The organism is Nocardiopsis sp. iso_40 (assembly GCF_056173285.1).
This window is the reverse complement of the sequence record NZ_CM149666.1, coordinates 2109495-2135173: the sequence shown is the minus strand read 5'-3', so window position 1 is coordinate 2135173 and position 25679 is coordinate 2109495. Positions and strand designations below refer to the sequence as shown.

21 protein-coding genes are annotated in these 25679 nt (G+C 75.4%); 5 read left to right on the top strand and 16 right to left on the bottom strand.

The window, feature by feature from the left end:
* Positions 1 to 15: 15 nt before the first annotated feature.
* Positions 16 to 1491, top strand: a complete 1476-nt coding sequence (locus tag AC0VYD_RS09455; protein ID WP_475479506.1) for an MFS transporter — start codon at positions 16 to 18, stop codon at positions 1489 to 1491.
* Here AC0VYD_RS09455 and AC0VYD_RS09450 read toward each other — a convergent pair.
* The 6 genes from AC0VYD_RS09450 to AC0VYD_RS09425 are packed head-to-tail and all read right to left on the bottom strand — an operon-like array spanning position 1457 to position 10637.
* Positions 1457 to 3691: a TIGR03986 family type III CRISPR-associated RAMP protein gene (locus AC0VYD_RS09450; protein WP_475479505.1), complete on the bottom strand. Its 2235-nt coding sequence runs from the start codon at positions 3689 to 3691 to the stop codon at positions 1457 to 1459. The two genes, AC0VYD_RS09455 and AC0VYD_RS09450, sit on opposite strands and share 35 nt — an antisense overlap.
* Positions 3691 to 4479 carry a hypothetical protein gene (locus AC0VYD_RS09445; RefSeq protein ID WP_475479504.1) on the bottom strand — a complete coding sequence of 263 codons (789 nt, stop codon included), beginning with the start codon at positions 4477 to 4479 and terminating at the stop codon, positions 3691 to 3693. Before AC0VYD_RS09445 ends, AC0VYD_RS09450 begins: the two co-directional genes overlap by 1 nt.
* Positions 4476 to 6164, bottom strand: coding sequence for an RAMP superfamily CRISPR-associated protein (locus tag AC0VYD_RS09440; protein WP_475479503.1), 1689 nt, complete (start codon positions 6162 to 6164; stop codon positions 4476 to 4478). The genes AC0VYD_RS09445 and AC0VYD_RS09440 overlap by 4 nt, the downstream gene beginning before the upstream one ends.
* On the bottom strand, positions 6161 to 8044 hold the full coding sequence (locus tag AC0VYD_RS09435) for a hypothetical protein (protein ID WP_475479502.1): 1884 nt from the start codon (positions 8042 to 8044) through the stop codon (positions 6161 to 6163). The genes AC0VYD_RS09440 and AC0VYD_RS09435 overlap by 4 nt, the downstream gene beginning before the upstream one ends.
* Positions 8041 to 8733 carry a hypothetical protein gene (locus AC0VYD_RS09430; RefSeq protein ID WP_475480226.1) on the bottom strand — a complete coding sequence of 231 codons (693 nt, stop codon included), beginning with the start codon at positions 8731 to 8733 and terminating at the stop codon, positions 8041 to 8043. Before AC0VYD_RS09430 ends, AC0VYD_RS09435 begins: the two co-directional genes overlap by 4 nt.
* A 14-nt stretch (positions 8734 to 8747) precedes the next feature.
* A complete protein-coding gene (locus AC0VYD_RS09425; RefSeq protein WP_475479501.1) occupies positions 8748 to 10637 on the bottom strand; it encodes a hypothetical protein in 1890 nt (629 codons plus the stop codon).
* Positions 10638 to 10874: 237 nt separating this feature from the next.
* On the opposite strand from AC0VYD_RS09425, the gene AC0VYD_RS09420 reads away from it, so the two are divergent.
* Positions 10875 to 11063, top strand: coding sequence for a hypothetical protein (locus tag AC0VYD_RS09420; RefSeq protein WP_475479500.1), 189 nt, complete (start codon positions 10875 to 10877; stop codon positions 11061 to 11063).
* Positions 11064 to 11192: 129 nt separating this feature from the next.
* Here the strand turns inward: AC0VYD_RS09420 and AC0VYD_RS09415 are convergent, their stop codons facing one another.
* Both AC0VYD_RS09415 and AC0VYD_RS09410 read right to left on the bottom strand, forming a co-directional pair.
* Positions 11193 to 12140: a CRISPR system precrRNA processing endoribonuclease RAMP protein Cas6 gene (locus AC0VYD_RS09415; protein ID WP_475479499.1), complete on the bottom strand. Its 948-nt coding sequence runs from the start codon at positions 12138 to 12140 to the stop codon at positions 11193 to 11195.
* A 97-nt stretch (positions 12141 to 12237) separates the two neighbouring features.
* Positions 12238 to 12780: a DUF1697 domain-containing protein gene (locus AC0VYD_RS09410; protein ID WP_475479498.1), complete on the bottom strand. Its 543-nt coding sequence runs from the start codon at positions 12778 to 12780 to the stop codon at positions 12238 to 12240.
* 121 nt (positions 12781 to 12901) lie between these two features.
* On the opposite strand from AC0VYD_RS09410, the gene AC0VYD_RS09405 reads away from it, so the two are divergent.
* The gene (locus tag AC0VYD_RS09405) at positions 12902 to 13957 is read left to right on the top strand and encodes a hypothetical protein (RefSeq protein WP_475479497.1); all 1056 of its coding nucleotides are present in this window, start codon (positions 12902 to 12904) and stop codon (positions 13955 to 13957) included.
* A gap of 60 nt (positions 13958 to 14017) precedes the next feature.
* Here AC0VYD_RS09405 and AC0VYD_RS09400 read toward each other — a convergent pair whose 3' ends face one another.
* The gene (locus AC0VYD_RS09400) at positions 14018 to 15766 is read right to left on the bottom strand and encodes a solute symporter family protein (RefSeq protein WP_475479496.1); all 1749 of its coding nucleotides are present in this window, start codon (positions 15764 to 15766) and stop codon (positions 14018 to 14020) included.
* Entirely contained in the window at positions 15766 to 16203 is a 438-nt protein-coding gene (locus tag AC0VYD_RS09395; protein WP_475480225.1) for a DUF485 domain-containing protein, read from the bottom strand. The genes AC0VYD_RS09400 and AC0VYD_RS09395 overlap by 1 nt, the downstream gene beginning before the upstream one ends.
* Before the next feature lie 522 nt (positions 16204 to 16725).
* On the opposite strand from AC0VYD_RS09395, the gene AC0VYD_RS09390 reads away from it, so the two are divergent.
* Entirely contained in the window at positions 16726 to 16998 is a 273-nt protein-coding gene (locus AC0VYD_RS09390) for a hypothetical protein (RefSeq protein ID WP_475479495.1), read from the top strand.
* Positions 16999 to 17157: 159 nt separating this feature from the next.
* Here AC0VYD_RS09390 and AC0VYD_RS09385 read toward each other — a convergent pair whose 3' ends face one another.
* Both AC0VYD_RS09385 and AC0VYD_RS09380 read right to left on the bottom strand, forming a co-directional pair.
* Positions 17158 to 18240 carry a GNAT family N-acetyltransferase gene (locus tag AC0VYD_RS09385; protein ID WP_475479494.1) on the bottom strand — a complete coding sequence of 361 codons (1083 nt, stop codon included), beginning with the start codon at positions 18238 to 18240 and terminating at the stop codon, positions 17158 to 17160.
* 235 nt (positions 18241 to 18475) lie between these two features.
* Positions 18476 to 19069 (bottom strand): TetR/AcrR family transcriptional regulator, encoded by a 594-nt coding sequence (locus AC0VYD_RS09380; RefSeq protein WP_475479493.1) that lies wholly within the window; start codon positions 19067 to 19069, stop codon positions 18476 to 18478.
* A gap of 41 nt (positions 19070 to 19110) precedes the next feature.
* Here AC0VYD_RS09380 and AC0VYD_RS09375 point away from each other — a divergent pair, with 41 nt between their 5' ends.
* A complete protein-coding gene (locus tag AC0VYD_RS09375) occupies positions 19111 to 20166 on the top strand; it encodes a DUF2867 domain-containing protein (protein ID WP_475479492.1) in 1056 nt (351 codons plus the stop codon).
* A 22-nt stretch (positions 20167 to 20188) separates the two neighbouring features.
* Here the strand turns inward: AC0VYD_RS09375 and hutI are convergent, their stop codons facing one another.
* From hutI to hutU, 4 genes are read right to left on the bottom strand one after another with little or no spacing between them, the layout of a single operon-like run.
* Complete coding sequence (hutI, locus tag AC0VYD_RS09370; protein WP_475479491.1) at positions 20189 to 21412, bottom strand: imidazolonepropionase; 1224 nt, start codon at positions 21410 to 21412, stop codon at positions 20189 to 20191.
* Positions 21409 to 22782 carry a formimidoylglutamate deiminase gene (locus AC0VYD_RS09365; RefSeq protein ID WP_475479490.1) on the bottom strand — a complete coding sequence of 458 codons (1374 nt, stop codon included), beginning with the start codon at positions 22780 to 22782 and terminating at the stop codon, positions 21409 to 21411. Before AC0VYD_RS09365 ends, hutI begins: the two co-directional genes overlap by 4 nt.
* Positions 22779 to 24017: an allantoate amidohydrolase gene (locus AC0VYD_RS09360; RefSeq protein ID WP_475479489.1), complete on the bottom strand. Its 1239-nt coding sequence runs from the start codon at positions 24015 to 24017 to the stop codon at positions 22779 to 22781. The genes AC0VYD_RS09365 and AC0VYD_RS09360 overlap by 4 nt, the downstream gene beginning before the upstream one ends.
* On the bottom strand, positions 24014 to 25672 hold the full coding sequence (hutU, locus tag AC0VYD_RS09355; protein ID WP_475479488.1) for a urocanate hydratase: 1659 nt from the start codon (positions 25670 to 25672) through the stop codon (positions 24014 to 24016). Before hutU ends, AC0VYD_RS09360 begins: the two co-directional genes overlap by 4 nt.
* Positions 25673 to 25679: the final 7 nt, after the last annotated feature.

Genomic DNA, 25679 nt, shown 5'->3' with positions numbered 1-25679 from the left:
GACACCGTCGGAGCCATGACAGAACAGCTCCTCTCCCGTACCCCGAACAGGCCCACGGACCGCCGCGCGTGGCTCGGCCTGCTGGTCGTGCTCGGCCCGGTCCTGCTCGTGGCGATGGACAACTCCATCCTCCACCTGGCGATGCCCCGTATCAGCGAAGCCCTCTCCCCCAGCGCGGGCCAGGCCCTGTGGATCCTCGACATCTACGGCTTCGTGGTGGGTTCGCTGCTCATCACCTTCGGCAGCGTCGGGGACCGCTACGGGCGCCTCCGGCTGATGACGGTCGGCGCCGTCGTGTTCGGCGCCGGATCGGCCGGGGCGGCGTTCTCGACCACACCGGAGGCCCTGATCGCGTTCCGCGCGCTGATGGGACTCGGCGGGGCGACCCTGCTGCCCTCCGGCCTCGCGGTGATCAGTGAGCTGTTCCGCGACCCCCGCCGGCGGGCCCAGGCGATCGGGATCTTCGCGGCGACCTTCGCCGCCGGTTTCGCGATCGGCCCCGTCACCGGCGGGACGCTGCTGAGCGCCTTCCCCTGGGGATCGGTCTTCCTGATCAACATGCCGGTCGTGGCGCTCTTCCTCGTGTTCGCCCCCGCCGTCCTGCGGGAGGTCCGCGGCACCCGGCCCGGGCGGGTGGACGTGCTGAGCGTGGCCCTGTCCTCCGCCGGTCTGCTGCTGACCGTGTACACGCTCAAGGACGCCGCGGGCCACGGGCCCTCCTGGTCCCAGACCGCCACCGGCCTCCTCGGGGCCGCGCTCGTGTGGTGGTTCCTCCGCAGGCAGCACGGGCTCGAACACCCGCTCGTGGACCTGCGCCTGTTCCGGGAGCGCGTCTTCGCCCTCGCGATCGTCACCGGGCTGCTCTCGCTCCTGGTGTGGGCCTCGGCGAGTTACCTCACCGGGATGTACCTGCAGTCGGTGCTCGGCCTCGACGTCCTCACCGCCGCGCTGCTCGCGGTCCCCGGGGCCCTGGTGCTCACGGTGACCTGCGTCGTGACGCCCCGGTTCCTCCCCCGGGTGGGCAGGCGGTCCGCCCTCGCCGCCGCGCACCTGCTCGCCGGTTCCGGCCTGGCGCTCCTGCTCCTGGCGGACACCGGTTCCGGGGTCGCCTGGTTCGTCGCCTCCACCGTGGTGGCGAGTGTCGGCTACGGCATCTCGTTCAGCGCGGTCGCCGAGACCGCCGTGTCGGCGGTGCCGCCGGAGCGGGCCGGGGCGGCCGCCGCCGTCGCCGAGACCAGCAACGAGATCGGCAACGCGCTGGGCATCTCCCTGCTCGGGTCGGTCGCGGCCCTGGTCTTCCGGCTGACGGGGCCCGAGGTCGCGGGAACCCTGAACGAGACCCTGGCGACCCCGGGGCTGTCCGCGGCGGCGGCCGACTCCGCGCGGGAGGCGTTCCTGCGCGGGCTGTACGCCGCCGTGGCCGTCGGGAGCGCGTTGTCCTTCGCCGTCGGCCTGCTCATCCTGCGGCTGCTCCCCCGAACCGTTCGGTGAGCGGGGGCAGGACCGGGTACTCGGCGAACTGGCGCAGCGACATCACCGCCGTCTCCGAGCACGGCAGGCGGCCCCGCCAGCGGCTGGCCAGGAGCACGTCCACCACCTGCTCCACCTCCCTCCAGTCCTCCGCCCCCCGGTACCCCGCCAGGGCCGCGGAGAAGGCGCCAAGGAAGGCCTCCACACGTTCCCCGGTGGCACGGGTGACCCCCGCGGCGGGGCTCAGGGAGAGGTCGGCGGCGCGGGCGCGGCGGTCGACCAGGTGGAGTTCGGGGCGCAGGTGCACGCTGCCCATGCCCAGGGACTTGCCCATACCGATCTTGTGGGCGTGCCCGGGGTCCGCGGGGTCTCCCCCGTCGGCGGGGTTGGCCAGGAGCAGGGCCCGCATCAGGGCGCCGAGTTCGGCGTCGGTGAGGTTGGTGAAGGTGATGCGGGAGCGCAGGGTGAGGCCGTCCCGGAGCGGGACGATGTCGCGCTGGGTGTCCCGGGGCGGCGCGGCCCGGGCTCCTCGGGGGAGCACCGTGATCCCGAGTTCGGTCCGGGCCCGCTCGTCGTAGCGGACCGGCGCGCCCAGGCGGGGGTCGTGCCGGTGCAGGTACGCCTTGTACCCGCCCAGGCGGATCCGCCCCTCGTGCGACCAGGTGACGATGTCGGGCCGCTCGCCCGCCGCCGCGTCGGGGCCCTGGGCGAGGTAGTTGGCGAAGCAGCCGCGCTGCGGGGAGAGCAGTTGCACCCGCAGCGCGGCGCCGTCGGGGTAGTCGGGGTCGGGGTCCGTGCTCAGGGCGTTGCCGAAGGAGACCCGGCCCCGGAGCGCTCCGGCCTCACCCGCGAAGACGTCGGTGTCGCCGAACACCGCCCGGCACACGTCGACGGTCCGCCCGGCCCGGTCGGCGCGGTCGGGGTCGCCGTGCTGGGGCCCCAGGACCCGCTCGGGGACGGCGCGGCGGATCGGGCTGTCGTCGCTGACCGCGATCCGGTAGCCGCCGGAGCGGCCGAAGGAGACCACGCGGCCGGAGGGGTCCACGTCGAACCAGACCGGTTCCAGGCCCCGTCGGGGCAGCCCGCCGCCCCCGGTCCCGGCGACGGGGGGCCGGGCCGGGTCCCCGTCCCCGGTGCCCAGGGTCGGGGGGAAGGCGGCCCGCTGGTAGCCGGTGACCTGCTCCGCCGACTCGAACAGCTCCACCATGGCGTCGGGCACCGGGCGGCGACCGGTCCGCAGGTCCGGCGGCGCGGGGAAGAGGTAGGCGTTGCGCCGTTCCTCGGCGGCTGCCCCGGTCAGCACGAGCAGGGCCGGTACCACCCCGCCGTGTCCGGGACCCGTGTGCTCGTGCCGCGCGCCGCTCCCGGCGCGTTCGGCCAGGTGGGCGCGGGCCTGCGGTTCGGTGGGGGCGACCGCGGCGACCCCGCGCCGCCCCGGCAGGTGGACCGCGTACACCCAGCGGTGCTGGAGGCGGCCGTGCTGTTCGTGCGCGGTGGGGACGTAGGTGCTGCCGCGGGGCGGGTCGGGAAAGTCGCCGACCCCGAAGTCCCAGGTGCGCAGGCTCTCCCGGAGCACCGCGAAGGGCACCTTGAGCGCCCGGCCCGGTTCGGGTTCCAGCGCGGTGGCGGGCACCTCGACGGCGTACCACGCCGTCTCACCCGGGGAGTGGTACAGGAACCCCTGCCTGGTGCGCAGCCCGGCCCGGCGCCTGCGGTAGTGGTCGTGCTGCCTGGCCGCGACGTGGCGGGCCCGGGGGGACGGGGAGCCGTCGGCGCTGTCCGGGTCCACGCGCACCGGCGCCCGGAAGAACAGCATGGGGGTGTTGACCGGACCGCTCTCGCCGCCGGTGAGCATGCGCAGGGTGTTGCGGACCAGGCCGCGCAGGGTGGAGCCGGGCACCGCGGGCAGGGACCGGTCCCCGTGCGGGAAGCGGGTGGAGTGGTGGACGCCGCCCCTGCCCGGGGTCCGGCCGACGAAGGTGGGGGTCAGGGTGGTCAGGGTCAGGTCGATCCAGCCCGAGTGCGTCCCCGGGACGGTGCGCTCGTGGGAGCGGAGCAGCGCCCTGGTGTCGTGGTCGGGGTGCAGTGCGGCGGCGGGCACGGGCGTATCGGCCAGCCGGACCAGCCCGTAGGGGGCCGTGGCCCGGTAGCGGCGCGGCTGTCCCCCGGGCCCCGGCGCGGCGGGGTTCAGCCGGGCGGCGACGTGCCGGGGGTCCGCCATCAGCGCTCCCCCGCCCGGCCCCGGACGCCCGCCGGGCCGCCGGTGCCCGTCTCGTCTCCGGTGCCCACCTCGAACTCCGGGCCGGTGGGCTTAGTCCCGGCGCACACCCCGGTGAGCCGGTGGAAGGCCACCCCGACCGCGCCCGTGACGGGATCGCACGCCCAGTACTCCCGGACCGTCAGCCAGGTCCCGGTACTCTCCAGGGCTCCGCGCCCCTGTTCCGGAAGCGTCCGCAGGCGGCCGGAGAAACCGGTCCAGGCCACCGGCAGGACCGCCTCGGCCCCGGAGGGCTCCCGGGTCACCGACAGGGGTACCGCCCCTTCCAGGGTGCGGCTGTCGGCGTCCCCGACCCAGCCCTGGAGCAGGAAGGACCTGTCGCGGGGGCGCAGCCACTCCGGGAGTTCGCCCGGGGCGTCGGCGGCGACCCACCCCGCGTCCGCCCCCTCGCCCAGGCGGATCTGCGCGTGCGGGCCGAACACCAGGACCTCCAGGACCCGCCACCGGTCGGTGCGGGGGTCGAGCGGGGGCGCGGACAGGTGCGCGGTGGGCAGGGCGTCCGACCGGTGCCACCGGCCCGAGGGGCAGGCCCCGGTGATCCGGCCGTCGCCGAGTTCGGCCAGCAGCCACTGGGGGCCGCCCCGGAACCCGGGCGGTCCCGCGGCGTCGAGCGCCCGGCAGCGCTCCCCCCGGACGAACACGTCGGTGAGGACCTCCTCGACCCGTTCGGGCGAGAGCGGTCCGACGTCCACCCCCGCCGGTGCGGGCGGTTCGTGTGCGTGCACGCTCAACGCGGTTCCCCTTCCGTGTCGGAGCCGGTGATCCGGGCGTGCAGGGCGGGCAGCCACCCCCGCACGGTCCGGGCGTCGCGGCCGTCCGGTTCGTCCAGTGCCGCCACCAGGTCCACCTCCTCGACCGGTGCCCGGCCACCCCCGCGGGTGGTCAGGACCGCCCGGGTCGCGACGAGTCTGCCCTGGCCGCTTCCGGCCCCCGCGCCGAGCGTGTCCAGGGGGACGGTGGCCAGTTCCCGGACCAGGAGGGCGAGCATCCCCCGGACGGCGTCGTCGGGTTCGGTGACGTCCACGACGACCCGGGCCGAGCCCCCGCAGTGCAGGTCTGTGGTGAACAGGTGGCCGTCCACGGCGTCACCGAACAGGGCGTCCGCGGTCAGGCGCGTGGTGGTCAGGGGCGCGCCGCCGTCGAGGGGCGGGGTGGCGCGCAGCCGGATCCGGGAGGGGGCCGGCGGGGCGCCGGGGCGGTGGCCGGTGTCGGCGCCCCACCAGTGCCCGTGCCACTGCCGCCAACGGCCGCCCTGCCCCACGAGGTGTTCGCAGGCGTCCCGCACGAGCCGACCGCCCAACCGTTTGAGCAGGGCGAACAGGGCGGTGTCGCCGAGGACGGGGCGAAGCGGCACCCGTTCGTCCCCGTGGTCGGCGACGAACGGCCGCCGCCGGTGGCCGCGGTCGGCCTCCGCCAGGCGGCCGTCCGCGGGCGCGTCCCCGACCATGAGGAGCCCGGGGCGCAGGTCCCGGGGGGCGGGCGGACGCCCCGCGGCGACCGGGTCGGGGCTTTCGGCCACGTACAGTTCCATCCGCAGTTCGGCCCGGCGCCGCCGGTCGGTGTGCGCGGACCGGGCCGCCAGGTGCGCGGCGGTCGCGGCCCGCCCTTGTTCGCGCAGCCGGATGTCGAGGAGGGCGGCCAGGTCCGGCTCCGCGGGGGCCGCCCCGGGCGGGGGCGCCTCCGGCGGACCCGTGAGCGCTTCGGCGCCCTCGCCCCAGCGGGTTGCCCAGTCGCGTGCGTGGTAGGCGAACCAGCCGTGTTCGTCGGTGAGGTCGTGTCGGCGCGCGGCCCAGCGGGCGGCCCGGACCGCTCCGTGACCCCGTCCCGAACGTCCGCCGATCCGGATCCCGGGGCCGTCGCCCCCCAGTCCGCGGACGGCCAGCACCAGCAGGGTGAGGAGCCGGGCCTCGTCTGCGGGGGCGGCCACCCGCAGCCGCAGGTGCGCGGTGAACACGGTGCCCGCGGGCAGGACCTCCCACTGCCACATCCGGCCGGGGCGCACGCTGCCGGTGGCCGGGTCCACCCGGGTTCCCACCCGCACCGACACCGCCGCGGAGTCCGGCAGGACGGCGTACGCGTCGTCGACGTCCAGGGCGCTGGGCAGCGGCGAAGGGGCCCGGGCACCATCGGCCCCGCCCGTGTCGCCCGACCCCAGCAGGGCGGCGGCGCCGTCGGGGTCGCCGGTACGCGCGAGGAGTTCGTGGCGGAGCAGCCCCGCGAGGGTGGTGGCGCGCAGCCGGGGCGCCCCGGACCGCGGGTCGCGGTCCAGGCGCAGGTTGACGTCGCTCTCCGCGGCGTGCCGGGGCGTGGCCCGGGCCGCGCCGACGTGGGTGTCGGTGAGCAGGAGCAGCCGGACCGCGAACTCCCAGAGCAGGCCGGCGGATCGGGGGTCGCGTGCGTCCTCGGGCGCGGTCACCGCGGCGCACCCCCGCCCCGGTCCCGGTCGGCGCTCCCCCGGTCCAGGTCGGCGCGCCCCCGTGCCTGTTCGGTCCGGTCCCCTTGGGTGCGCAGGACCCGGGCCGCCTCCGCCAGCCACGAGGAGACCAGCAGCAGACTCAGCCGGGCCGAGGCCCGCTCCTCCCACTGTTCGGCGCGGGCCGAGAGACCGCTCTCCCGGTCCCTGGCCGGGAGGCCGTCGGGGGAGGCCAGGTCGACGGCGGCCAAGGCGCGGGCGTAGGCGGGGTCCCGGTCGGCCCGGGGCCGGTTGTCGCGCCACCAGACCGGTGCGCCCGCCCCCGCACGGATCCCGCCCAACCACGCGTGGACCGTGACGGGTGCGGCCGGACCGGGGCGGACCAGCCGGGCCCGTTCCAGGACGCGCACCGCGCGCTCACCCGGGCCCCCGTACCCCTCCGGTCCCCGGCCGCCGCCCCCGGACGGCGACCGGGAGAGCGTGCGATCCAGTGCGGCCAACGACTCCTCGGCGCTGCGTCCGGGACGGGTCAGCACCTCCCGCAGCCGCCCCAGCAGGCTGGGGGTGACCGGGGCGAGTGTGTCCGCACAGGCGTGGGCCAGCGCGCGGGCGTGGTCGCGGACGGGCTGCGCGGCGGCGTTCCACAGCAGTTCGCCGTACAGGGCGTCCAGCTCCCCGTCCCGCCCCGCCTCCGGGAGGTCGGGGGCGGCCGGGGGCCGGCCGTCGGGCAGGGCGGCGGTGCCCCCTGCCCGGGCGGGGAGGGGCGCGGACGGCGGGGGCAGCGGTTCGGGGCCGCCCGGCGGCGCGTCGAGCAGGGCGAACTGGCCGTACCCGTCCACGAGGCGTTCCCCCAACGGGTGGGCCTCCAGGTCGCGGACGTGCGCGGCGGTCAGGTCCCGGCCCGGCCGCAACCGCACCACCGAACCGGGGGCCGCCGCCCAGCGCTGGGCCATGGGCCCCCGGTAACCCCGGTGGTAGGCGCCGACCAGGACGGGCTCGACGTGGGCCGCCGCCACCTCCACCGGTGTGCGGGGCAGCAGCCGGGCCAGGAGTTCGCGGACAGCGGGCACCAGGGCGTGCGGGCGGGCCTGCCCCTGCCCACCCACCAGCAGCGCCGGGGAGAGCAGGAGCAGGTCGACCGGGTCCCCGGCGACGCGGGTCCGGTCCGCGTCCGGGCGCTCCACCCGGTCCGGGGACAGCAACCGGTCCGGGTCGACGGGCCCCACCGCCACCCCGCCGTGCGCACGGGTCCCTCCCGATCCGAGGGTGAGCGTGCCCTCGGCCTCGGCCAGGACCGCCACGATCCGCTCCGCGAGCCCCAGGAGAAAGGCGTGGTCGGGTCCGCGCAGCTGCCACCTGGCTTCGAAGACCTGTCCCGGGTCCAGGCTCGTGGTGAAGAACGGCACGCCCCGTCCCGCTCCCCCGGACCTCGAACGCCCCAGGTAGCGCTCGGAGGTGGTGCGTACGGCGGCGCGCAGCGACCGGTCCGGGGTGAGCGGGTCCCGGAGCGCGCGGAGGGGGACGCCCGGCTGGTCGGCGCCCTCGGCGAAGACGTCGACGAGGGCGTCGCCGTCCTTGCCCGGGACGTACAGGTGAGCGGGCGGCGGATGGGCGACCACCGGTGCGCCTCCCCGGGCGTGCTGTTCCAGCCGGGGGTGGGCCGGGGCGAACCGGACCCGTTCACCGCGCGCCACCCACTCCGTCAGTTCGTCCTCCAGACCGGCCCGGCGCAGCGCCGCGGCGAGCATGCCGCGCTGCGCGCGCCCGCCCAGCACGGTTTCGGAGTCCACCCGCAGGGGGTCGAAGGCGGTACGCACGGCCAGGGAGTCGGTGAGCACGTACCGCAGCGGCAGGTAGGCGCTCACAGCCGGGGCGGAGCTCATGTCCGCGCCCCCTCCCGCCGGGCGGGGCCCGGCGGGCGTGCCGGGGGCGCTGCCAGGGACAGCGTGGTGGCCTGGGGGTCGGGGTCATCGCTCCGGGCCAGGCGCACGTCCACCCGGCCGCGCCCGCGGGTGGCCCTGAGCCCGATCTGGTCGGTGGCCAGACAGGCCCGCGCCAGGCACCGCCAGTGCTCCTCCCCCGGAGGGACCGCCCAGGTCAGGACCGCGGTCAGGGTCAGCCCGGGCAGGAGCACCCGGTTGGTGCGCAACCGCCCGGGTTCGGGCGCCCCGTACGGGCCGATCCCGACCCCCGACTCCAGGGTGGTGTGGGCGTCGGTGACGGCCCGGCGCAGCGTGGAGCGCGCGGGTTCGGCGCGTCCCGCCAGCGCCCGGGCCACGGCGGCGCGCACCCCGTCGCCGGGGACCGCGTGGCCCAGCCGCAGGATCCGGTCGGGGCCGTGCGAACGCCCGCGGCCGAACAGGAGCTCCACCGCACCGGCCAGGTCGGGGGCGACCGCCGCGGCGCTGACCGCGCCCGCGCGCAACCGGGCCGCGAGCCGGTGCCGGGGCAGGAGGGGCAGTCCGTGGGCGTCGGTGACCACGTCGGTGTCGGCGCCCGTGCCGTCCGCGCTGGCCCCGACGAACAGCGCGGGGGAGGCCAGACGCACCACGATCCGGTCCGGAGGGTCCACCGGGTCCTGGGCGTTCACCGGTCCCCGCCTCCGCCCGGAGCTGAATCCCCGACCCTCACGGGGCGCCGGGGGTCGAGCGCCTCGGCCAGCCCCGGATCCGTGTACAGGTCCATCACCCCGACCGCGTCCAGCAGTTCGCCGGGGGTCCACCCCGCGGGCAGGGCCGCGGCACGTCCGGTGACGCGTGCCCGGCGGGCCAGTTCGGGACCGGGGTCGGCCCCGGACTCCAGCAGCGGGACCAGGGCGGAGACCAGCCATCCCCGGTGGCGGCTGTCGTCGTCCGCGACCGGGCCGCCCGGGGACAGGTAGCGGTCCAGGAACCGGACGAAGGCGGTCCCGGTCATCGGCAGCGCAGTGCGCGGACACTCCGCCAGGCGGGCGTGTTCCATCCGGTCCAGGACCCGGTTGACCCCGTCGAAACGGGCCGTCCAGGCCACCGCGTGCTCCCCCGCGGCGGCCGGGTCGGAGTCGGCGGCCGCAGCCCGTCGGTCCTTGGCCAGCCGGCACAGGGCCTCGCAGAGGTCGTACCCGAGCGAGAGCGGGGCCCCCACCGGCTGCACCGCGACCCCCACCCCGACCGTGGGGACGAACGTGGTGTGCCGACGCCCGTCCGCGGCCACCACGGCGCGCCCGTCCGGGAGGCCGCCCGTCGGCGTACCCGGAGCGGACGGCCCGTCGGACCGGTCCGACGGGCCGTGCACCGCGGCGAGGGCGCGGTGCAGGGCCACCCGCGGGTCCTCGGGGTCACCGACCAGTTCCGGGTCGGCGTCCAGCCAGTCCAGGGCGTACCGCACCATGCTCAGGGCCAGCCTCGCGTCGCACAGCACGGTGAGGTCGTCCCCGGCGACCACGATCGGCCGCACCGGCAGCCGGGCCGGGCCGGGCGGTTCGTGGTCCAGGGTGATCGGACCGCCCCCGCCGGCGGCGGGGATGACCGGCCGCCGTCCGGGGCCGGTCCGGACCGTGGCGGCCACCGCGCGCACCAGGACCCGGGCCAGCCCCTCGGTGAGCCCGGCGATCCTGGTGGAGAGCGTCCGCTGGGCCAGGGCGCCGGAACCGGGGGCACCGGGGTCTCCCGCCCGCTCCCGGTAGCCGCCGAGGATCGCCCCCAGACCGTTGACGTCCAGGTGCACCACCGCGACCCGGCTCACGTCACCGCGGTCGCGGCCGAGCCGGTCCACCTCCATCGGCAGCACCAGTCCGGGTGTTCCGGCGGCGGTGTCGGCGCCCGTCAGCCAGGCGTCGCTGTGCGCGCGGTGCCAGCGGCGGCCGATCCCCCGGGCCCGGGCCACGTCGGCGGCCACCCGTTCGTACACCCCGGCCCGGCCGTCCAGGGACCTGCTGCTGTCCACCGATTCGGCCGGGGCTCCGCTGACCGAGCACACCGCCGTGATCCCGTAGCCGTGCGCTGGGGTGTGCAGCGCGGACATGTGGCGGCGGGCACGGCGCAGACGGACCGGAAGTTCGGTCAGGGCCGTGTCCACGTCGGGGAGCACGGCCTCGCCCGGGACCGGGAGGGCCCGCGGCCCGTAGGGGACGAACGCGACCACCGGGGTGAGTTCCCCGGCGCGCTCCCGCAGCCGCCGTGTGTAGCGGGCGGTGAAGTAACGGGCCGCCGCGAGGTCGGGCAGGACGACGGTCAGGGCGCCGCCCGCGTCCCGCAGGACCAGGCAGTCCTCGGGCACCAGGTGGGCCACCCCGTGGACGGGGTCGGCGGTGTCGGTGAGTTCGGCGACCAGGGCGGCCCGGCCGACGGCGTCCAGGATGCGGCGGCCGCTGTACACGTAGGCCTGGATCCCCCGCAGGTCCACCCCGACGACCACCCCGCTGTCCGGCGGGCCCGCGGGGGCGCGGGGGCCGTTCTCCGGGGGTTCGGTCGGTCGGTGCTCGGGGGCGTGGATCACCGCGGCGGACTCCTCATGGCCGGGGGCAACGGCTGGAACGGTCCGGATGCCGAACGGAATCGGATTGCCGACCTCTCTCGGACGGCGTTGCCGTCGGCACCACCGATACCAGGCGCCTCGGCCCCGCGTCATCCGGTTGACCTCTTCCGGTCACCTCGCGTGCACCGGGGCCGCCGTCTCTGTCCGAGAGAGCTGGGTACACGGACCCGTCCCGCCCCCAGGCCAGGAAGGCGCCCCATGCCGACCCCGCGCAGAAACGAACAGTTCCCCCGCTCCGAACGCGAGCACCCCGCATCCGACGGCGGGACCGGCCCCGCACTGACCCCGGAGGACCTGGTCCCGCACCTGCTCGGCCTGGCCCGGGCCCTGCGGCGGGGTGACGGGGGGACGGTCCCGGGGCCGGGGCCGGGGCAGAGCCCGGTCTGAACGCCCCGGAGACAGGTGCCGGCTCCCGCCCCGTCCACCGGGTGGGAGCCGACGGGGCGGCCGATCGGCCGCCCGGAGGGGCACCGGCCCCCGCCCGCCGTCCTCGGGCGGGAACCGGCGGTCTGCGGGTCAGTCGAACAGGGTGCCCCCGAACTCCTCGGCCTCGGCCGCCGCGTGCGCACGGGCCTCCACCGACCGGGGCGGGCTCCGGCGGACCCGGTGGGGCGCCCGGCCGGAGCGCGGAGCGGGGACAGCGGCGGCGCTCCGGCCGCGGGTGACGGTGTCCACCAGCACCGACCCGAAGCCCTGCGCGGTGTACTTGCCGACCCCGGCCAGTTCCAGGAGCTCCAGCAGGGCGGCGAAGGTGGCGGCGTCCTGGTTCCCCCCGCCGAACACCTCCAGGAGAAGGCCGCCGCGCCAGCCCAGCACCGTCCGGTTCTCCGCGTGGTGGTGTTCGCACAGTCGCACCTCCTGGCCCGGCAGGGCCGAGCGCCGGACCCGGGCCAGCCCGGCCAGCGCCTGCTCCAGCCAGGGGGCGGCCAGGGACGGCGGAGCGAAGCGGGCCACCGCACCCAGCGCGCCGCTGCCGCCGACGATCCCGCCGCCGGAACGGTGCACGGCCCCGAAGAGGCGCCGGGGGCTGGGCCAGATGTGCGGGACGCGCTCACCGGAGGTGTCCCGGGTGGTCGTCACGACGGGTGTGCGGGTGCGCACCTCGGCGGCGCGCACGGCGGCGGGGCCGCTCGGCGGGGTGAGCATCTCGGTGTAGGTGCGGTCGAAGGTCCGGGTGACCGAGAGGGGCTCGAGTACGTGGTCGCCGATGCGCTGGACCGCGCCGAGCAGCTCGCCGGGGTCCAGGGGTGCCGGGTCGGCGTCGTCCAACCAGGTCAGGGTCCAGTGGTGGAGCCGGTCGCCCAGGGGCCGGGGCCACCCGTTCATCACCCAGCGCTTGGGCGCGGTGTGCTCCGACGCCGGTTGCGGCCACCAGTGGTTGAGCAGCCCGTGACAGTCCTCCGGCCGGATCGGCCGCGCCGCGTCAGCGTGGTCCCGCAGAATCACCGTCCACCGTCTGGGCACGGACACCACCCCTTCACGTGGTCGCGCCGGCGGTGCTCCGACCGCCGTGCTCAGTTCACCGCTGACTCCTCTCGGACAGTCCCCGCCGCCGGGCCCCTCAGCCGCCCTCGGCCATCTCCAGCAGACGCAGGACCGTACGCCAGTTGCGTGCCGTGACGGTACCGGGGACCCGGTTGGCCAGCAGGTCGGGGTACCTGGCGTACCGGATCCCCCGCTCGTGCCGGGTGTAGGCCGCGTCCGGCCCCAGGGCCAGGTGTTCGTCCGGGTACCCGGCCGGGTCCACGTCGGCCAGCACCCGGGGGTCGATCGGCGAGGAACTGAACAGCACCAGGAACCGGGCGGGGTCGGGCACCTCCAGGGGATTCCCGGCCACCGTCGCGCGCAGCCGGTCCCGGGTGCGCACCACGGTCGGAACGTCCAGGCCGAGTTCGGCGGCGATCGCCGAGCGGACCCGGGACGCCACCCCGTCCGGCGCGGCAGGCCCCGCCCCGGGCGCGGTGAGGACGGCGTTGCCGCTCTGGATGTAGGTGGCGACGCCGGTGTACCCGAGTCCGGTCAGCAGGGACCTAAGGTCGGCCATGGGCACCTTGCGGTGCCCGCCGACGTTGATCCCGCGCAGCAGTACGACGTATCTGGTCACGGGGTCATCCTGCCCGACCCCTGGGACAGTCCGGGCGTGCCCGCCGCGCTTGTCCCCCCTGACCGCCAGGGACCACAATGGCCTGGCCACACCGGACCACCGACCGAAGCGGAGGGGACGCATGCCCCGCCTGAGCCACACCCTGGACCTGTCCCCCGCGGACCGGGACGACCTCGCGCGCACGGTGTCCGCGGTGTACGAGGTCCTGCGCCGCGCCCGCTTCGACGGCACCGGGGAGCTGCTCCTGCCCCGCGAGCAGGAGCGGGAACGGCTCCGGGGACGGGCCGAGGAACTGGGACTGCTCCTGTCCGCTGAGGAGCGTCGGGAAAGGGAGCGGGCGGACCGGGGGCGGCTGGCCGACGTCCCGGGGCCCGACCCCGCCGAGGCGCCGGAAAGCGACACGGAGCGGGAGCTGCGGGCCCGGGACCTCGCGGACGAGGCCGCCGTGGGCGGGGCGGCCCCCTCCCTGAGGCTGCTCGACGGGGAGCACCTGGCCCCGGGGAGCAGGTACCTGCTGACCGAGGTGGACGCCGAGGGAAGGCCCCTCCTGGACCGGGGCGGCGAGGGGTGGCTCGGTACCGACCTGACCGTCACCGCCTGGGACGGGACGGGCGTGTGTTCGGTCGACTTCGCGATGCGCGGGGACGAGGCGCCCGGTGGGTCCGACGCTCCCCCGGCCACCCGCGGAAGCGTGGTCCACGACCACGCGCGTCAGACCCTGGTGGTCAGCGCGGACCTGAGCTTTCCGGTGCAGAGCGCGCTGGCCCGCTGGGGCTCGAACCTGTTGACGGCCCGGGTCAGCGCCCGGTTGGACCTGCGCGCCTGGTTCTCGGCGGCGTCCGGGGCCGCGGCCGACCCGCCCCTGACCCTGGAGGTGGAGCACCGCCTGGTCCGCGGGCGGGCCGTGGCCGTACCCGCCCCGGCGCCGCACGGGCGGTGGTCGGTGACCGGTGAGCTGGACGTACGCGGCCGCGGGCTGTCCCGTCCGCTGGTGGCCGCGGCCGCGTGGGCCCTGCTGCGTTCGATCCGCCGGGCCGAGGGCTCCTCCGTGGCGGAACACGCCGCTGCCTTCGAGCGCGACTGGGACGAGACCGTCCGGGTACTGCCCGACCTCCCGGGGTTCCTGCACGAGGTGGCCGAGTCCGTGGCCGCGGCCGAACCCAGCGGCCGGGACTGAGACCCCTCGTCGCGCCGCTCCCGGGCCGGGAACGGACCCGGCCCGGGCGGGCACCGCCGCTCAGCTCCGGTCGGCGCCCCACCCGGTGAGGGAGCGCACCCGCAGCTCGGTGAAGCGGGCGCTGTTGCGTTCGGGCGAGAGCAGGCTCCCGAGGACGGCGCAGGCGAAGCCGACTGGCACGGCGACCAGCGCGGGGTTCTCCATCGGGAAGAGCTGGATGTCGACCCAGGCGGGCAGAACCGACAGGTTCCCACCGGTGACGGGGTCGGTCTTGCCGGACACCACCGGGGAGAACAGCATCAGCAGCAGGGTCGCGGACAGGCCGCCGTAGATCCCCCACTCCACCCCCCTGGTGTTGAAGCGGCGCCAGAACAGGGTGAGGACTATGACGGGCAGGTTGGCTGCGGCCGCGATGGCGAAGGCCAGGCCCACCAGGAAGGCGACGTTCTGTTCCTGGGCCTGCACGGCCAGGGCGATGGCGACCGCGCCGATCACGCAGGCGGAGAGACGGGCCACACTCATCTCCTGGGACTCGCGGGGGCGTCCCCACATCAGGACGTGGCCGAACAGGTCGTGCGCGATCGAGGAGGAGGAGGCCAGGGTGAGGCTGGCGATGACCGCGAGGATGGTGGCCAGGGCGACCGCGGAGATCAGCGCGAGCAGCACGGCGGCGCCCGCGGGACCTGCGGCCCGGCTGCCGAGTTCCTCGGCGAGCATGGGGACCGCGGAGTTGCCGGAGGGGTCCAGGGCCATGATGCGTTCCGAGCCCACCAGGGCCGCGGCGCCGAACCCCAGGGCGAGGGTCATCAGGTAGAAGGCGCCGACCATCACGATGGTGCGGTTGACCGAGGAGCGGGCGGCCCGGCCGTCGGTCACCGTGTAGAAGCGGATGAGGATGTGCGGCAGCGCGACGGTGCCCAGGACCAGTGCCAGGCCCAGGCTGATCAGGTCGATCTTGTTGAAGAAGGTCTGCGCCGCGTCGCCGGGGACCTCCACGCCCAGGCGCAGCCCGGGTTCGAGGAAGGCCGACCCGTGCCCGCTGGCCTCGGCCGCGCTGCCGAGCAGGGCCCTGGGGTCGAAGGAGAAGATGGCCAGCACCATCACGGTGAGCAGCCCGGTGGCGGTCAGCAGTGCCACGGCCTTGATGATCTGCAGCCAGGTGGCGGCCTTCATCCCGCCGTACATGACGTAGACGATCATCAGTACGCCCACGAGGACGATCGCGCCGGTACGGGCCTGGTCCGCGCCCAGTCCCAGGAAGGTGCCGCCGTCGTGCAGGCCGAGCAGGACTGCGACCAGGGCTCCCGCCCCGACCATCTGGGCCACCAGGTAGAACACGCACACGGTCACCGTGGAGACGGTGCAGGCCAGGCGTACCCGCATCCGACGCATCCGGAATGCGGGCAGGTCGGCCATGGTGAAGCGGCCGGTGTTGCGCATCAGCTGGGCCATCGGCAGCACCAGCAGCCAGGCCACCAGGAAGCCGATGGAGTACAGGAAGCCGTCGTAGCCCTGGAGGGCGATCATCCCGGCGATGCCGAGGAAGGAGGCGGCGGACAGGTAGTCGCCGGTGAGGGCGAGGCCGTTCTGGGTGCTGGAGAAGCCGCGGCCTCCCGCGTAGAAGTCGACGGCGCCCTTGGTCGTGCGCCGGGCCCGGACCGTGACGGCCAGGGTGACCAGGACGAACAGGGCGCACAGGCCGATGGTCCAGGCGTGCGCGACGCCGAACTGGCCGCTGAGCACACTGCCCAGGTCCGGTGCGGCCGCCGGGCGGAGGGCGGTTCCCGGGAGCGGGATCGCGGTACCCATCAGCCGATCACCCGTCCGCTGATCGTCTCCTCGTCCCGGGCCCGGTCCCGGATCTCCTCGGCCAACGGGTCGATGGAAAGCGTGGAGAAACGGCAGAACGCCCAGGCGAGGACGAAGGTGAGCAGGAACTGCCCGACGCCCAACACCAGGGCGACATTGACGGAGTCGACGATCTGCACACTCATGAAATCGCGCGCGTAGGCGGAAAGGAGGAGATAGGCCGTGTAACTGAACAGGAAGGCGCCCACCAACGCCCCCGCCTGAAGTGCGAACCTCCTACGGAGTTTCACGAAACGCGGGTCCACCGACATGCGCTCGCAGGCGTGTGCCATATCGGCCTCGGCGCGCAGCCGCGCCGATCTCCCGCCGCCGGGGCGCGTCCCCTCCCCAGCGCCGTCACCACGCCTTCTGGGCGTACCTTCCATGTACTCGACCACGACCATCCCCCTGAACACGGCAAACGCACCCCGCGCACGCGGGGCCCACTCGTACGGCACCGGATCCGCTCCCCCACGGCCTCCGGTCCTTCCCTCGGCGCGCGCCGGCAAGGGCGCTGCGGCCGGTTTCCCGGGGCGACCCGCCGACTGCGGCCGACGGCCCCTCCCCGGAGTGGCCATCACACTAACCACACCCCGGGCACCGTGTTCACCAAATGCACAAATCGGCTGGTGCGAATATTCGCGACGGGAACAGGAAAAGGGACGAAGGACATTGTCCGCCCCGGATCGAATCCCCGAACCGACGGCGACCGGGATCACAGTGCCCGCCCCGAACGGACTGCCTGGTCACCCGGGCCGCACGCGGCGCTCGGCGGCGCGGCGACCCCTCCGACTTCGCTAGGCTTCGGGGCGACCCCGACCCATCACGGAAACCCGGCTCATCACCCGTTTCCGCTTTCGTACACGTGTATGATTGCGGGGTCCGCACTGTTCACGCGATATCGAAGGGAAATCCCCGCCGTGGTCACCGAGGTCTTCACGCGCAAGTACTGCGACCCCCACGCCGTCCGCGAGGAGAAGGTCGAGGCCTCTGAGGTCATCCAGTTCGCCTGGGAGGGCGCTGTCCGCGAGGTCGACGCCTGCGAGGAGTGCTTCAAGGAGCACGAGACCCGCTACGAGCCCCTCGTCGACTACTCGCGTCCGGTGAAGAAGCGTCGCGCCACCAAGAAGGCCGCGCCCGCCGCCGAGAAGCCCCAGGGCTCCGACAGCGCCGCGGACGGCGACGACAACTAGGTTTCGCTTCCGCGGCCCCGCCCGGGGCACGGGAGAACGGCCTCATCGCGTCAACCGCGAGGCGGGGGCCGGCGGCCACCGCGGTGGCCGCCGGCCCCCGCACCCGTCCGCGCCCCGGAGAGCCGGGCCCGACCCGAACACCCCGCGAAGCGGACGGGGTCAGCCCGGCCCCGTCAGCCCCACCACCTGGCCGCCATCCCGGTTCCGGGCACCGATCCCGCCCTGGACCGCCTCAGCGACCGGCAGCCGGGCGTGCACGTACGCACCCTCCCGGGCCTGGACCGAGGCCCCGAAACGGCGCATGATCCTCAGCATCGCGGTGTTGGCGAGCGTGGTCTCGGCACGCACCTCGGCCAGCCCCCAGTCCGCGGCGACGACCGTGAGCGCACGGGTCAGCGCGGTACCCACCCCGCGCCCCTGCCAGGCGTCCTCCACCAGGAAGGCGATCTCGCCCACCCCCGGGTCCAGCGTGTACATCAGGTGGCCCAGCGCCACCGGTTCCTCCCGGCCGTGCGGGCGCACCGCGACGGTCAGACCGCGCTCCGCGTCGCAGAACACCCGCAGCATGTGCGCCCCCAGTTCGCTGACGCCCGCGAAGTAGCGGTTGCGCAGGGTCCCCGGCGAGCAGCGGCGGTGCAGGGCTCGCAGGGCCGCTGCATCGGTCTCGTGCACCTGGCCGAGGCCGAGCCCGAGACCCTCGGCGGTGCGGATGACGCGGTCGGCGGGCACCGGTCCGGCGGAGGGCATGACCGAACGCACCAGGGCGTCGGCCCGGCTGGCCTCGGTCCAGGTGAAGGGGTGCGACTCCCGGCTGACCAGGACCCCGCGCAGCGGTCCGACGGGGACCAGCATCGAGGTGCCCCGGTCCACCTCGCCGGGTGCCAGGTTGGTCCACCGGGCGGCGTCGGCGAGCAGGAGTTCGGCCAGTGCCCCGGGGAGCCGGTTCGGGTGGGAGCGCAGCCGCGCGGTGAGCAGCAGGGCCCGGGTGACGTCGTCGCCGACCTCGCGCCGCCGGGCGGCGACGGCCGTCACGGTACCGGCGGGACACTGTCCGGACAGCTCCCGGACAGCGGCGTCGGGGCTTCGCGGAAAGTCCACGACCAATTCGTCGACCACACCGCGGACGTCGGTGTGCACGGACAGGCCGACGATGTTCCCGCCGTGTTCGGCGAGAGTGTTGACGACCTCCGAAAGGCCGCCGGGGCGGTCCTCGACCGCCGTACGGACACGCCACAGGCTCACGGGCGACCTCCTCGCGCAGCGCGGGCGGCACCCTCCGCCGCTCCACGGCACTGTGCGGCGGCGGAGGTACGCGCACCGACGTGGTTCCACTGTGGCGGCCCGAGGTTTCGCGGGGGTTAGGCGCCCGTTGAGTTCGGTGTGTCGTCCGGAGAAACCGCGTTACGCCCCGTTATCGTCAACCGCCGCGGAAGAGGGTCCGGCCCGGACCACGGGCCTCCGCCGAGCAGGAGCAACGTCAGGAGCGCTCTGCCGTGTCGACGAGGCTGTCGAGCACGAAGTTCAGATAGGCCGAGGCGTCCCCGCCGGTCGGCAGTACCCCGGGGGCCGCGTGCACGAGCTGGGTGTGCCCCATCCAGGTGGTGAAGACGAGCAGTGCGTGGTGTCGGGCCGATGCCGGGGGCACGCCCAGCTCCTCGTAGAGATCGGCGACGTAGGCGATGCGCCGCTCGGTGACGCGGCCGACGGCGGGGGCCACGAGCGGGTGCGCGGCGGCGGCGAGCAGCGCGACCTCGATGCGGTTCTCGACCGCTTCGGTCTCCCCTGAGGTCACGTCGAGAAACAGACGGCGCAGCCTGGCAAGGGCGTCCGGTTCCTCCTCCACCCTGGCGATGACGGCTTCGGTGTGCTGCTGTTCCCACAGCCGCAGCGCCGCCTCCACGAGTGCGTCGCGGTTCGGGAAGTGCCAGTAGAAACTCCCCTTCGTCGCGCCCAGCCGCGCGGCGATCGGCTCGACGGCCACGGCCGCGATCCCACCGTCCCCGATCGCGGTGAGGGCCGCGCGGGCCCAGTCCCCCGCGGTGAGCCGTCTACGGGTCTTCTCGTTCGCCATCCCCGTACGGTACCGTATGGAAAAGAACCATACGGTTGCGTATGGTGAGGTCGACGGAGGTCACCATGGGACTCGTCCGCAACACCCACGAACGCGTCGTCCCCGCTTCCGCCGAAGCGGTCGGCGAGCTGCTCGCCACGCTCGGCGGCGACGGGGACCGCCTGTGGCCGAACCCGGCCTGGCCCCCGATGCGCCTGGACCGGCCGCTGTCCGTCGGTGCCGACGGCGGGCACGGGCCGATCCGCTACCGGGTGAGCGCGTACGAGCCCGGCCGCCGGGTGCGCTTCACCTTCCACCCGGGGACGGGGCTCCACGGCTTCCACGAACTCGTGGTCGAACCCCTCCCCGACGGCAGGGCCCTGCTGCGCCACCACGTCGAGGCCGCGCCCCGGGGGGCCATGCGCCTGCTGTGGCCCCTCGCGGTCCGCCCCCTGCACGACGCGGTGGTCGAGGACCTGCTCGACAACGCCGAGCGCGCCTTCGCGGCACGGCCGCCCCGACCGGCCCGCTGGTCGGCGTGGGTGCGCCTCCTGCGGATCGCCGAACGGCCGCGCACCAGACCCTGCCCGGTCCCGGAGGACGCCCGGCTCGCGCGCGGTGCGTTCGACGACCCCCACCACACCGGCGCCTTCACGGTGGAGCACCGCCCCGGTGTCAGCACCGATCCGCAGGAGTGGGCGGACGCGGTCTTCCGGGATCCGCCGCGCTGGGTCCTCGCCCTCCTGTACCTGCGCGAGGCGCTGGTGGGGCTGGTCGGCATCGAACGCGCGGGCCGGTCCGCCTTCGACACCCTCTCCTCGCGTCCGGAGGAGGTCCTGCTCGGAACCGACTCGGGCCATCTCGACTTCCGCGTCTCGCTCCTGGTCCGCGAACGGTCGGTCACGCTCACCACGGTGGTGCGGCTGAAGAACCGGCGCGGACGGATGTACTGGGCCGTGGTCCGGCAGCTGCACCCCGTCGTCGTGCGCGGTATGCTCCGCCGGGCCGCGCACCGGCTGGCCGGCCGGGCACGGGACGGCGGTGCGGCGCGCAGGGTCCGCGAGCGGGTGGAGCAAACCCCGGGCACGGGGCCGGCCCCCGCCAGGGGTAGTTCCTGACAGGGGCCCGGGAGAGCGGGGGCTAGGGTCGCCCGGATACCAGTCCCCCGTCCTTCCACACCGCGGCGACCTGGGGGACGCCGGGCCGGTAGGCCAGGTAGAGGTGGTTCGGGGCGTCGAGCATCGTGAGGTCGGCGCGTGCCCCCGGGGCCAGGTGGCCCACGTCCTCGCGGCGCAGCGCCCGGGCCCCGCCCCGGGTGGCGGCCCACACGGCCTCGTCCGGGGTCAGCCCCATGTCGCGCACCGCCACCGCGATGCAGAAGGCCAGGCTCGACGTGAAGCACGACCCGGGGTTGCAGTCACTGGCCAGGGCGACGAGCGCACCGGCGTCCACCAGTGCGCGGGCGTCGGGGTAGGGCTGGCGGGTGGAGAAGTCCACCCCGGGCAGCAGGGTGGCCACCGTGGGTTCGGGGCGCTCGGCCGCCTGGGCCAGAGCGTCGACGTCCTCGGCGCTCAGGTAGGTGCAGTGGTCGACCGAGGCCGCCCCCAGTTCCACCGCCAGCCGGACGCCGGGCCCCTCGCCCAGCTGGTTGCCGTGGACGCGGGGCAGCAGGCCCCGTTCCATGCCCGCGGTGAGCACCCGGCGCGAGGCCTGCTCGTCGAAGGCGCCGCGCTCGCAGAACACGTCGACCCAGCGGGCGTGCGGCGCGCAGGCGTCGAGCATGGGCCCGGTCACCAGGTCGACGTAGGCGGCGGGGTCGTCGGCGTACTCGGGGGCGACCACGTGCGCGCCGAGGAAGGTGACCTCGTCGGTGACGCGGGAGGCGACCTCCAGGGAGCGCCGTTCGTCGGCGACGGTGAGCCCGTAGCCCGACTTGACCTCCAGGGTGGTGGTGCCCTGACCGTGCGCCTCGCGGACGAACCTCCGGGCGCCGTCGAGGAGTTCGGCGTCGGTGGCCGCGCGGGTGGCGGCCACCGTGGTGCGGATGCCGCCCGCCGAGTAGGGCTGCCCGCTCATCCGGGCGGCGAACTCACGGCTGCGGTCCCCGGCGAAGACGATGTGGGAGTGGCTGTCGACGAAACCGGGCAGCACACAGCGCCCGGCGGCGTCCACCCGTGCGTCGGCGGCGGGCGCCCGGTCGCGGGGGCCCGCCCAGGCCACCCGGCCGTCCTCGATGACCAGGGCGGCGTCGGCGATCTCCCCGAGCGGTCCCCGCCCCAGGGCCGGATCGTTGGTGACCAGGGTGCCGATCGCGTCGACGAGGATCGTCCCGGGCCCCCCGGAGGCGGTTTCGTTCTCGGTCAAAGCAGCTCCTTGATCACGGAGTCGAGTTCACTGGCGGTGTCGGGCAGACGGGTGTGGGCCCCGTCCCGGACGGTCCACTCCCCGTCCACCATCACGTGGCGCACGTCGGCGGCCGTGGCGGCGAAGACCACGGCGTCGGTGGCGCGTTCGGGGGCGGCCCCGGCCAGACGCACGCTGTCCAGGGAGACGTTGACCAGGTCGGCGCGGGCGCCGGGGAGCAGGGCACCGGCGTCGTGCCAGCCGAGCCCGGCGTGTCCGGCGGCGGTGGCGGCCCGCAGCAGGGCACCGCTGCCCAGGGTTCCCCGGCGGTGGGTGCGCAGGCGTTCGTGCAGCTCCACCGCGCGGGCCTCCTCGAACAGGTCCGACTGGACGTGCTGGTCGGTGCCCAGGCTCAGCGGGACCCGGTGCGGGGCTGCAACGAGGTCACCGGTGCGCGGCAGGCCGTCGGCGAGGTCGCGCTCGGTGGTCGGGCACAGGCACACCGCCGACCCGTGCTCGCGGACGGTGTCCACGTCGGCGTCGGTCAGGTGGGTGGCGTGCACCAGGGTGGTGCGTTCGGTGAGCGCCCCGGCCTCGGCCAGGACCCGCACGGGGGTGAGCCCGTGGGCGGCCAGACAGGCGGCGTTCTCGGCCGGCTGTTCGGAGACGTGCACGTGCAGGGGCAGCCCCCTCCCCTCCGCGAACTCCGCCACCCGGGGCAGGTCGGCGGCGGGTACCGCGCGCACCGAGTGCGCGGCCGCACCGGTCCGGGCGTGCGCGCCCCGGGGGGTGAACGCGGCGACCCGGTCGGCCCAGGCCCCGGCGGTGCCGTCGCCGAAGCGCAGCTGGGGTCCGGACAGCGGCAGGTGCGCGCCGTCCTCGCCGAGCCCGCCGGACAGGTAGCACACGTCCAGCAGGGTGAGCCGGATCCCGGCGTCGGCCGCGGCCGCCACCAGGGCGTGGCCCATGGCGTTGGGGTCGGTGTAGCGGTGTCCGCCGGGGCCGTGGTGGAGGTAGTGGAACTCGCCCGCGCAGACCACCCCGGCCAGGGCCATCTCCGCGAAGACGGCCCGGGCCAGACGGTGGTAGGAGTCCGGGTCGAGGCGTTCGGCCACCCGGTACATCACCTCGCGCCAGGTCCAGAAGGATCCGCCACCGGCGTGGGTACGTCCGCGCAGGGCCCGGTGGAAGGCGTGCGAGTGGGCGTTGGCCATACCGGGCAGGGTCAGCCCGGTGAGGCGTTCGGCGTCGGCCGGGGGCGTGTCCACGGCCGCGACCGAGGCAAGCCGGCCCCGCGCGTCGACGGTCAGGAGCACCCCGGGCTCGGGTGCGTCGCCGCCCAGCCACGCCCACTCGCACCAGTACCGGCGTTCCCGGGAGCGTGTGTTCAAGAGGCCCCTCCCGGGACGGAGAGCAGGTCGGCCAGGACGTCGGCCAGGGCGGTGACCCCGGCGTGGCTGTCCTCGGGGCGGGCCCACTCCTGCGGCGAGTGCGAGACCCCGGTCGGGTTGCGCACGTACAGCATCGCCGTGGGCACGTGCGCGGAGAGCACCCCGGCGTCGTGCCCTGCCCCGGTGGGCAGGATCGGGACCGGCCCGGCGGACTCGGCGGCGCGGGTCCCCACGATCGCGGCCAGCCGGTCGCGCAGGTCGTGCGAGAACTCCACCAGCGGCGTGGTGGACTCGGCCGCCATGGTGTGGGCGACCCCGTGGTCGCGGGCGGCCCGCTCGGCAGCCTCGCGCACACCGTCCACCACCGCGGCGAGGGTGTCCTGGTCAGCGGCCCGGGCGTCCAGCCAGGCGCTGACCAGTGAGGGGATGGCGTTGGTTCCGTTGGGGGCGACCAGGCTCCTGGCCACGGTGGCCCGGGCGTCGTGCTTCTCGGCCATGGCGCGGGCGGCCAGGATCGTGTGCGCGAAGGGCAGCATGGGGTCGTTGCGGTCCTCCAGGCGGGTGGTGCCCGCGTGGTCGGCACGGCCGGTGAAGTCCATCCGCCACCGCCCGTGCGGCCAGATCGCACTGGCCACTCCGACCGGGTGCCCGGTCTCCTCCAGGGCCCGCCCCTGTTCCACGTGCAGTTCGACGAAGACGTCCAGCCGGGCCAGGAGTTCGGGGTCCGGTCCGATGCCCTCCGGGTCCAGTCCCGCGTCCGCCATGGCCCGCGCCCAGGTGGTGCCGGAGGCGTCGGTGAGGGTCCGGGCGCGCGCCGGGTCGACCTCCCCGGTGCTCAGGCGGCTGCCCAGGCAGGGCACACCGAACCGGCCGCCCTCCTCCTCGACGAACACGCCCAGGGCCAGCGGCCGTGCGGGGGTGAACCCCCGGGAGCGGAGTTCGTCCACGGCGGCCAGGGCGCTGGCCACCCCGAGCGGTCCGTCGAAGGCGCCGCCGTCGGGTACGGAGTCCAGGTGGGAACCGGTGGCCACGGCCCCGGGACCGGGTGCGGGCCACCAGGCCCACAGGTTGCCGTTGCGGTCGGTACGCACGTCCAGGCCGCGGGCGGCGGCCGCCTCGGTGAACCAGGCGCGGGCGTCGGTGTCGGCGCCCGCCCAGGTGTACCGGTGGTAGCCGCCGCTGTCCGCGGAGCGCCCGACGGGGGCCAGTTCGGCCCAGAGCCGGTCGAAGCTCACTCCCCCTCCTTCATGGGCACCCGGATGCCGTGGGTGCCGGCGACGCGCTCGGCCTCCTCGTACCCGGCGTCCACGTGGCGGATGACGCCCATGGCGGGGTCGTTGGTCAGGACCCGGTCGAGCTTGGCGGCGGCCAGTTCGGTGCCGTCGGCGACGCTGACCTGACCGGCGTGGATGGATCGGCCCATGCCCACGCCGCCGCCGTGGTGGATGGACACCCAGGAGGCGCCCGAGGAGGTGTTGACCAGGGCGTTGAGCAGCGGCCAGTCGGCGATGGCGTCCGAGCCGTCCTTCATGCCCTCGGTCTCGCGGTAGGGCGAGGCCACCGAACCGGTGTCCAGGTGGTCGCGGCCGATGGCCAGGGGCGCGGAGACCTCACCGGAGGCCACCAGTTCGTTGAAGCGCTGCCCGGCGGCGGCGCGCTCGCCCTGGCCCAGCCAGCAGATGCGGGCGGGCAGGCCCTGGAAGGCGACCCGGTCCTGGGCCATCCGGATCCACCGGGTCAGGTGCTCGTTGTCGGGGAACAGGTCGAGGACGGCCTGGTCGGTGCGGGCGATGTCGGCGGGGTCGCCGGAGAGCGCGGCCCAGCGGAACGGGCCCCTGCCCTCGCAGAACAGGGGCCGGATGTAGGCGGGCACGAACCCGGGGAAGTCGAAGGCCCTGGTGAACCCGCCCTCACGGGCCTCGTCGCGGATGGAGTTGCCGTAGTCGAAGACCTCGGCGCCCGCGTCCAGGAAGCCGACCATCGCCTCCACGTGCGCGGCCATGGACTCGCGGGCCCGGACGGTGAACTCCTCGGGTTTGGCCGCCGCCAGGCCCTTCCAGTCTCCGAACGGCACGCCCGCAGGCAGGTAGGCGAGCGGGTCGTGGGCCGAGGTCTGGTCGGTGACGATGTCGATCGGCGCGCCCCGGGACAGGAGTTCGGGGAAGACCTCGGCGGCGTTGCCCAGGACGCCGACGGACAGCGGCCGGCGCTCGTCGCGGGCGCGCACGGCCAGGTCGAGGGCCTCGTCCAGGCTGTCGGCGCGCACGTCCAGGTAGCGGTGCTCGATACGGCGGTCGATCCGGCTGCCGTCGCACTCGACCACGATCGCCACGCCGTCGTTCATGGTGACGGCCAGCGGCTGGGCGCCGCCCATGCCGCCGAGCCCGGCGGTGAGGGTGATGGTCCCGGCCAGCGAACCGCCGAACCTCTTCGCGGCCACGGCGGCGAAGGTCTCGTAGGTGCCCTGGAGGATGCCCTGGGTACCGATGTAGATCCACGAACCGGCGGTCATCTGCCCGTACATGGTCAGGCCCTCGGCCTCCAGGCGGCGGAACTCGGGCCAGTTGGCCCAGTCCCCCACCAGGTTGCTGTTGGCCAGCAGCACCCGGGGGGCCCACTCGTGGGTGCGCATGATCCCCACCGGACGCCCGGACTGCACCAGGAGGGTCTCGTCGCCCTCCAGGTCGCGCAGGGAGGCGGTGATCCGGTCGAAGCTGCGCCAGTCCCGTGCCGCCTTGCCGGTGCCGCCGTAGACCACCAGGTCCTCGGGGTGCTCGGCGACCTCGGGGTCGAGGTTGTTGTGGAACATGCGCAGGGCCGCCTCCTGCTGCCAGCCCTTGGCAGACAGGGTGAGGCCGCGTGCCGCGCGGACGGTGCGTGGGTTGCTCATCGGGTTC

Excerpts from the sequence above, each read along its gene's own strand:
- AC0VYD_RS09420 (WP_475479500.1), top strand. The coding sequence starts at position 10,875 with ATGCCGACCCCGCGCAGAAACGAACAGTTCCCCCGCTCCGAACGCGAG.
- AC0VYD_RS09405 (WP_475479497.1), top strand. The coding sequence starts at position 12,902 with ATGCCCCGCCTGAGCCACACCCTGGACCTGTCCCCCGCGGACCGGGAC.
- AC0VYD_RS09375 (WP_475479492.1), top strand. The coding sequence starts at position 19,111 with ATGGTGAGGTCGACGGAGGTCACCATGGGACTCGTCCGCAACACCCAC.
- AC0VYD_RS09450 (WP_475479505.1), bottom strand. The coding sequence starts at position 3,691 with ATGGCGGACCCCCGGCACGTCGCCGCCCGGCTGAACCCCGCCGCGCCG.
- AC0VYD_RS09380 (WP_475479493.1), bottom strand. The coding sequence starts at position 19,069 with ATGGCGAACGAGAAGACCCGTAGACGGCTCACCGCGGGGGACTGGGCC.
- AC0VYD_RS09435 (WP_475479502.1), bottom strand. The coding sequence starts at position 8,044 with ATGAGCTCCGCCCCGGCTGTGAGCGCCTACCTGCCGCTGCGGTACGTG.
- AC0VYD_RS09400 (WP_475479496.1), bottom strand. The coding sequence starts at position 15,766 with ATGGGTACCGCGATCCCGCTCCCGGGAACCGCCCTCCGCCCGGCGGCC.
- AC0VYD_RS09455 (WP_475479506.1), top strand. The coding sequence starts at position 16 with ATGACAGAACAGCTCCTCTCCCGTACCCCGAACAGGCCCACGGACCGC.
- hutU (WP_475479488.1), bottom strand. The coding sequence starts at position 25,672 with ATGAGCAACCCACGCACCGTCCGCGCGGCACGCGGCCTCACCCTGTCT.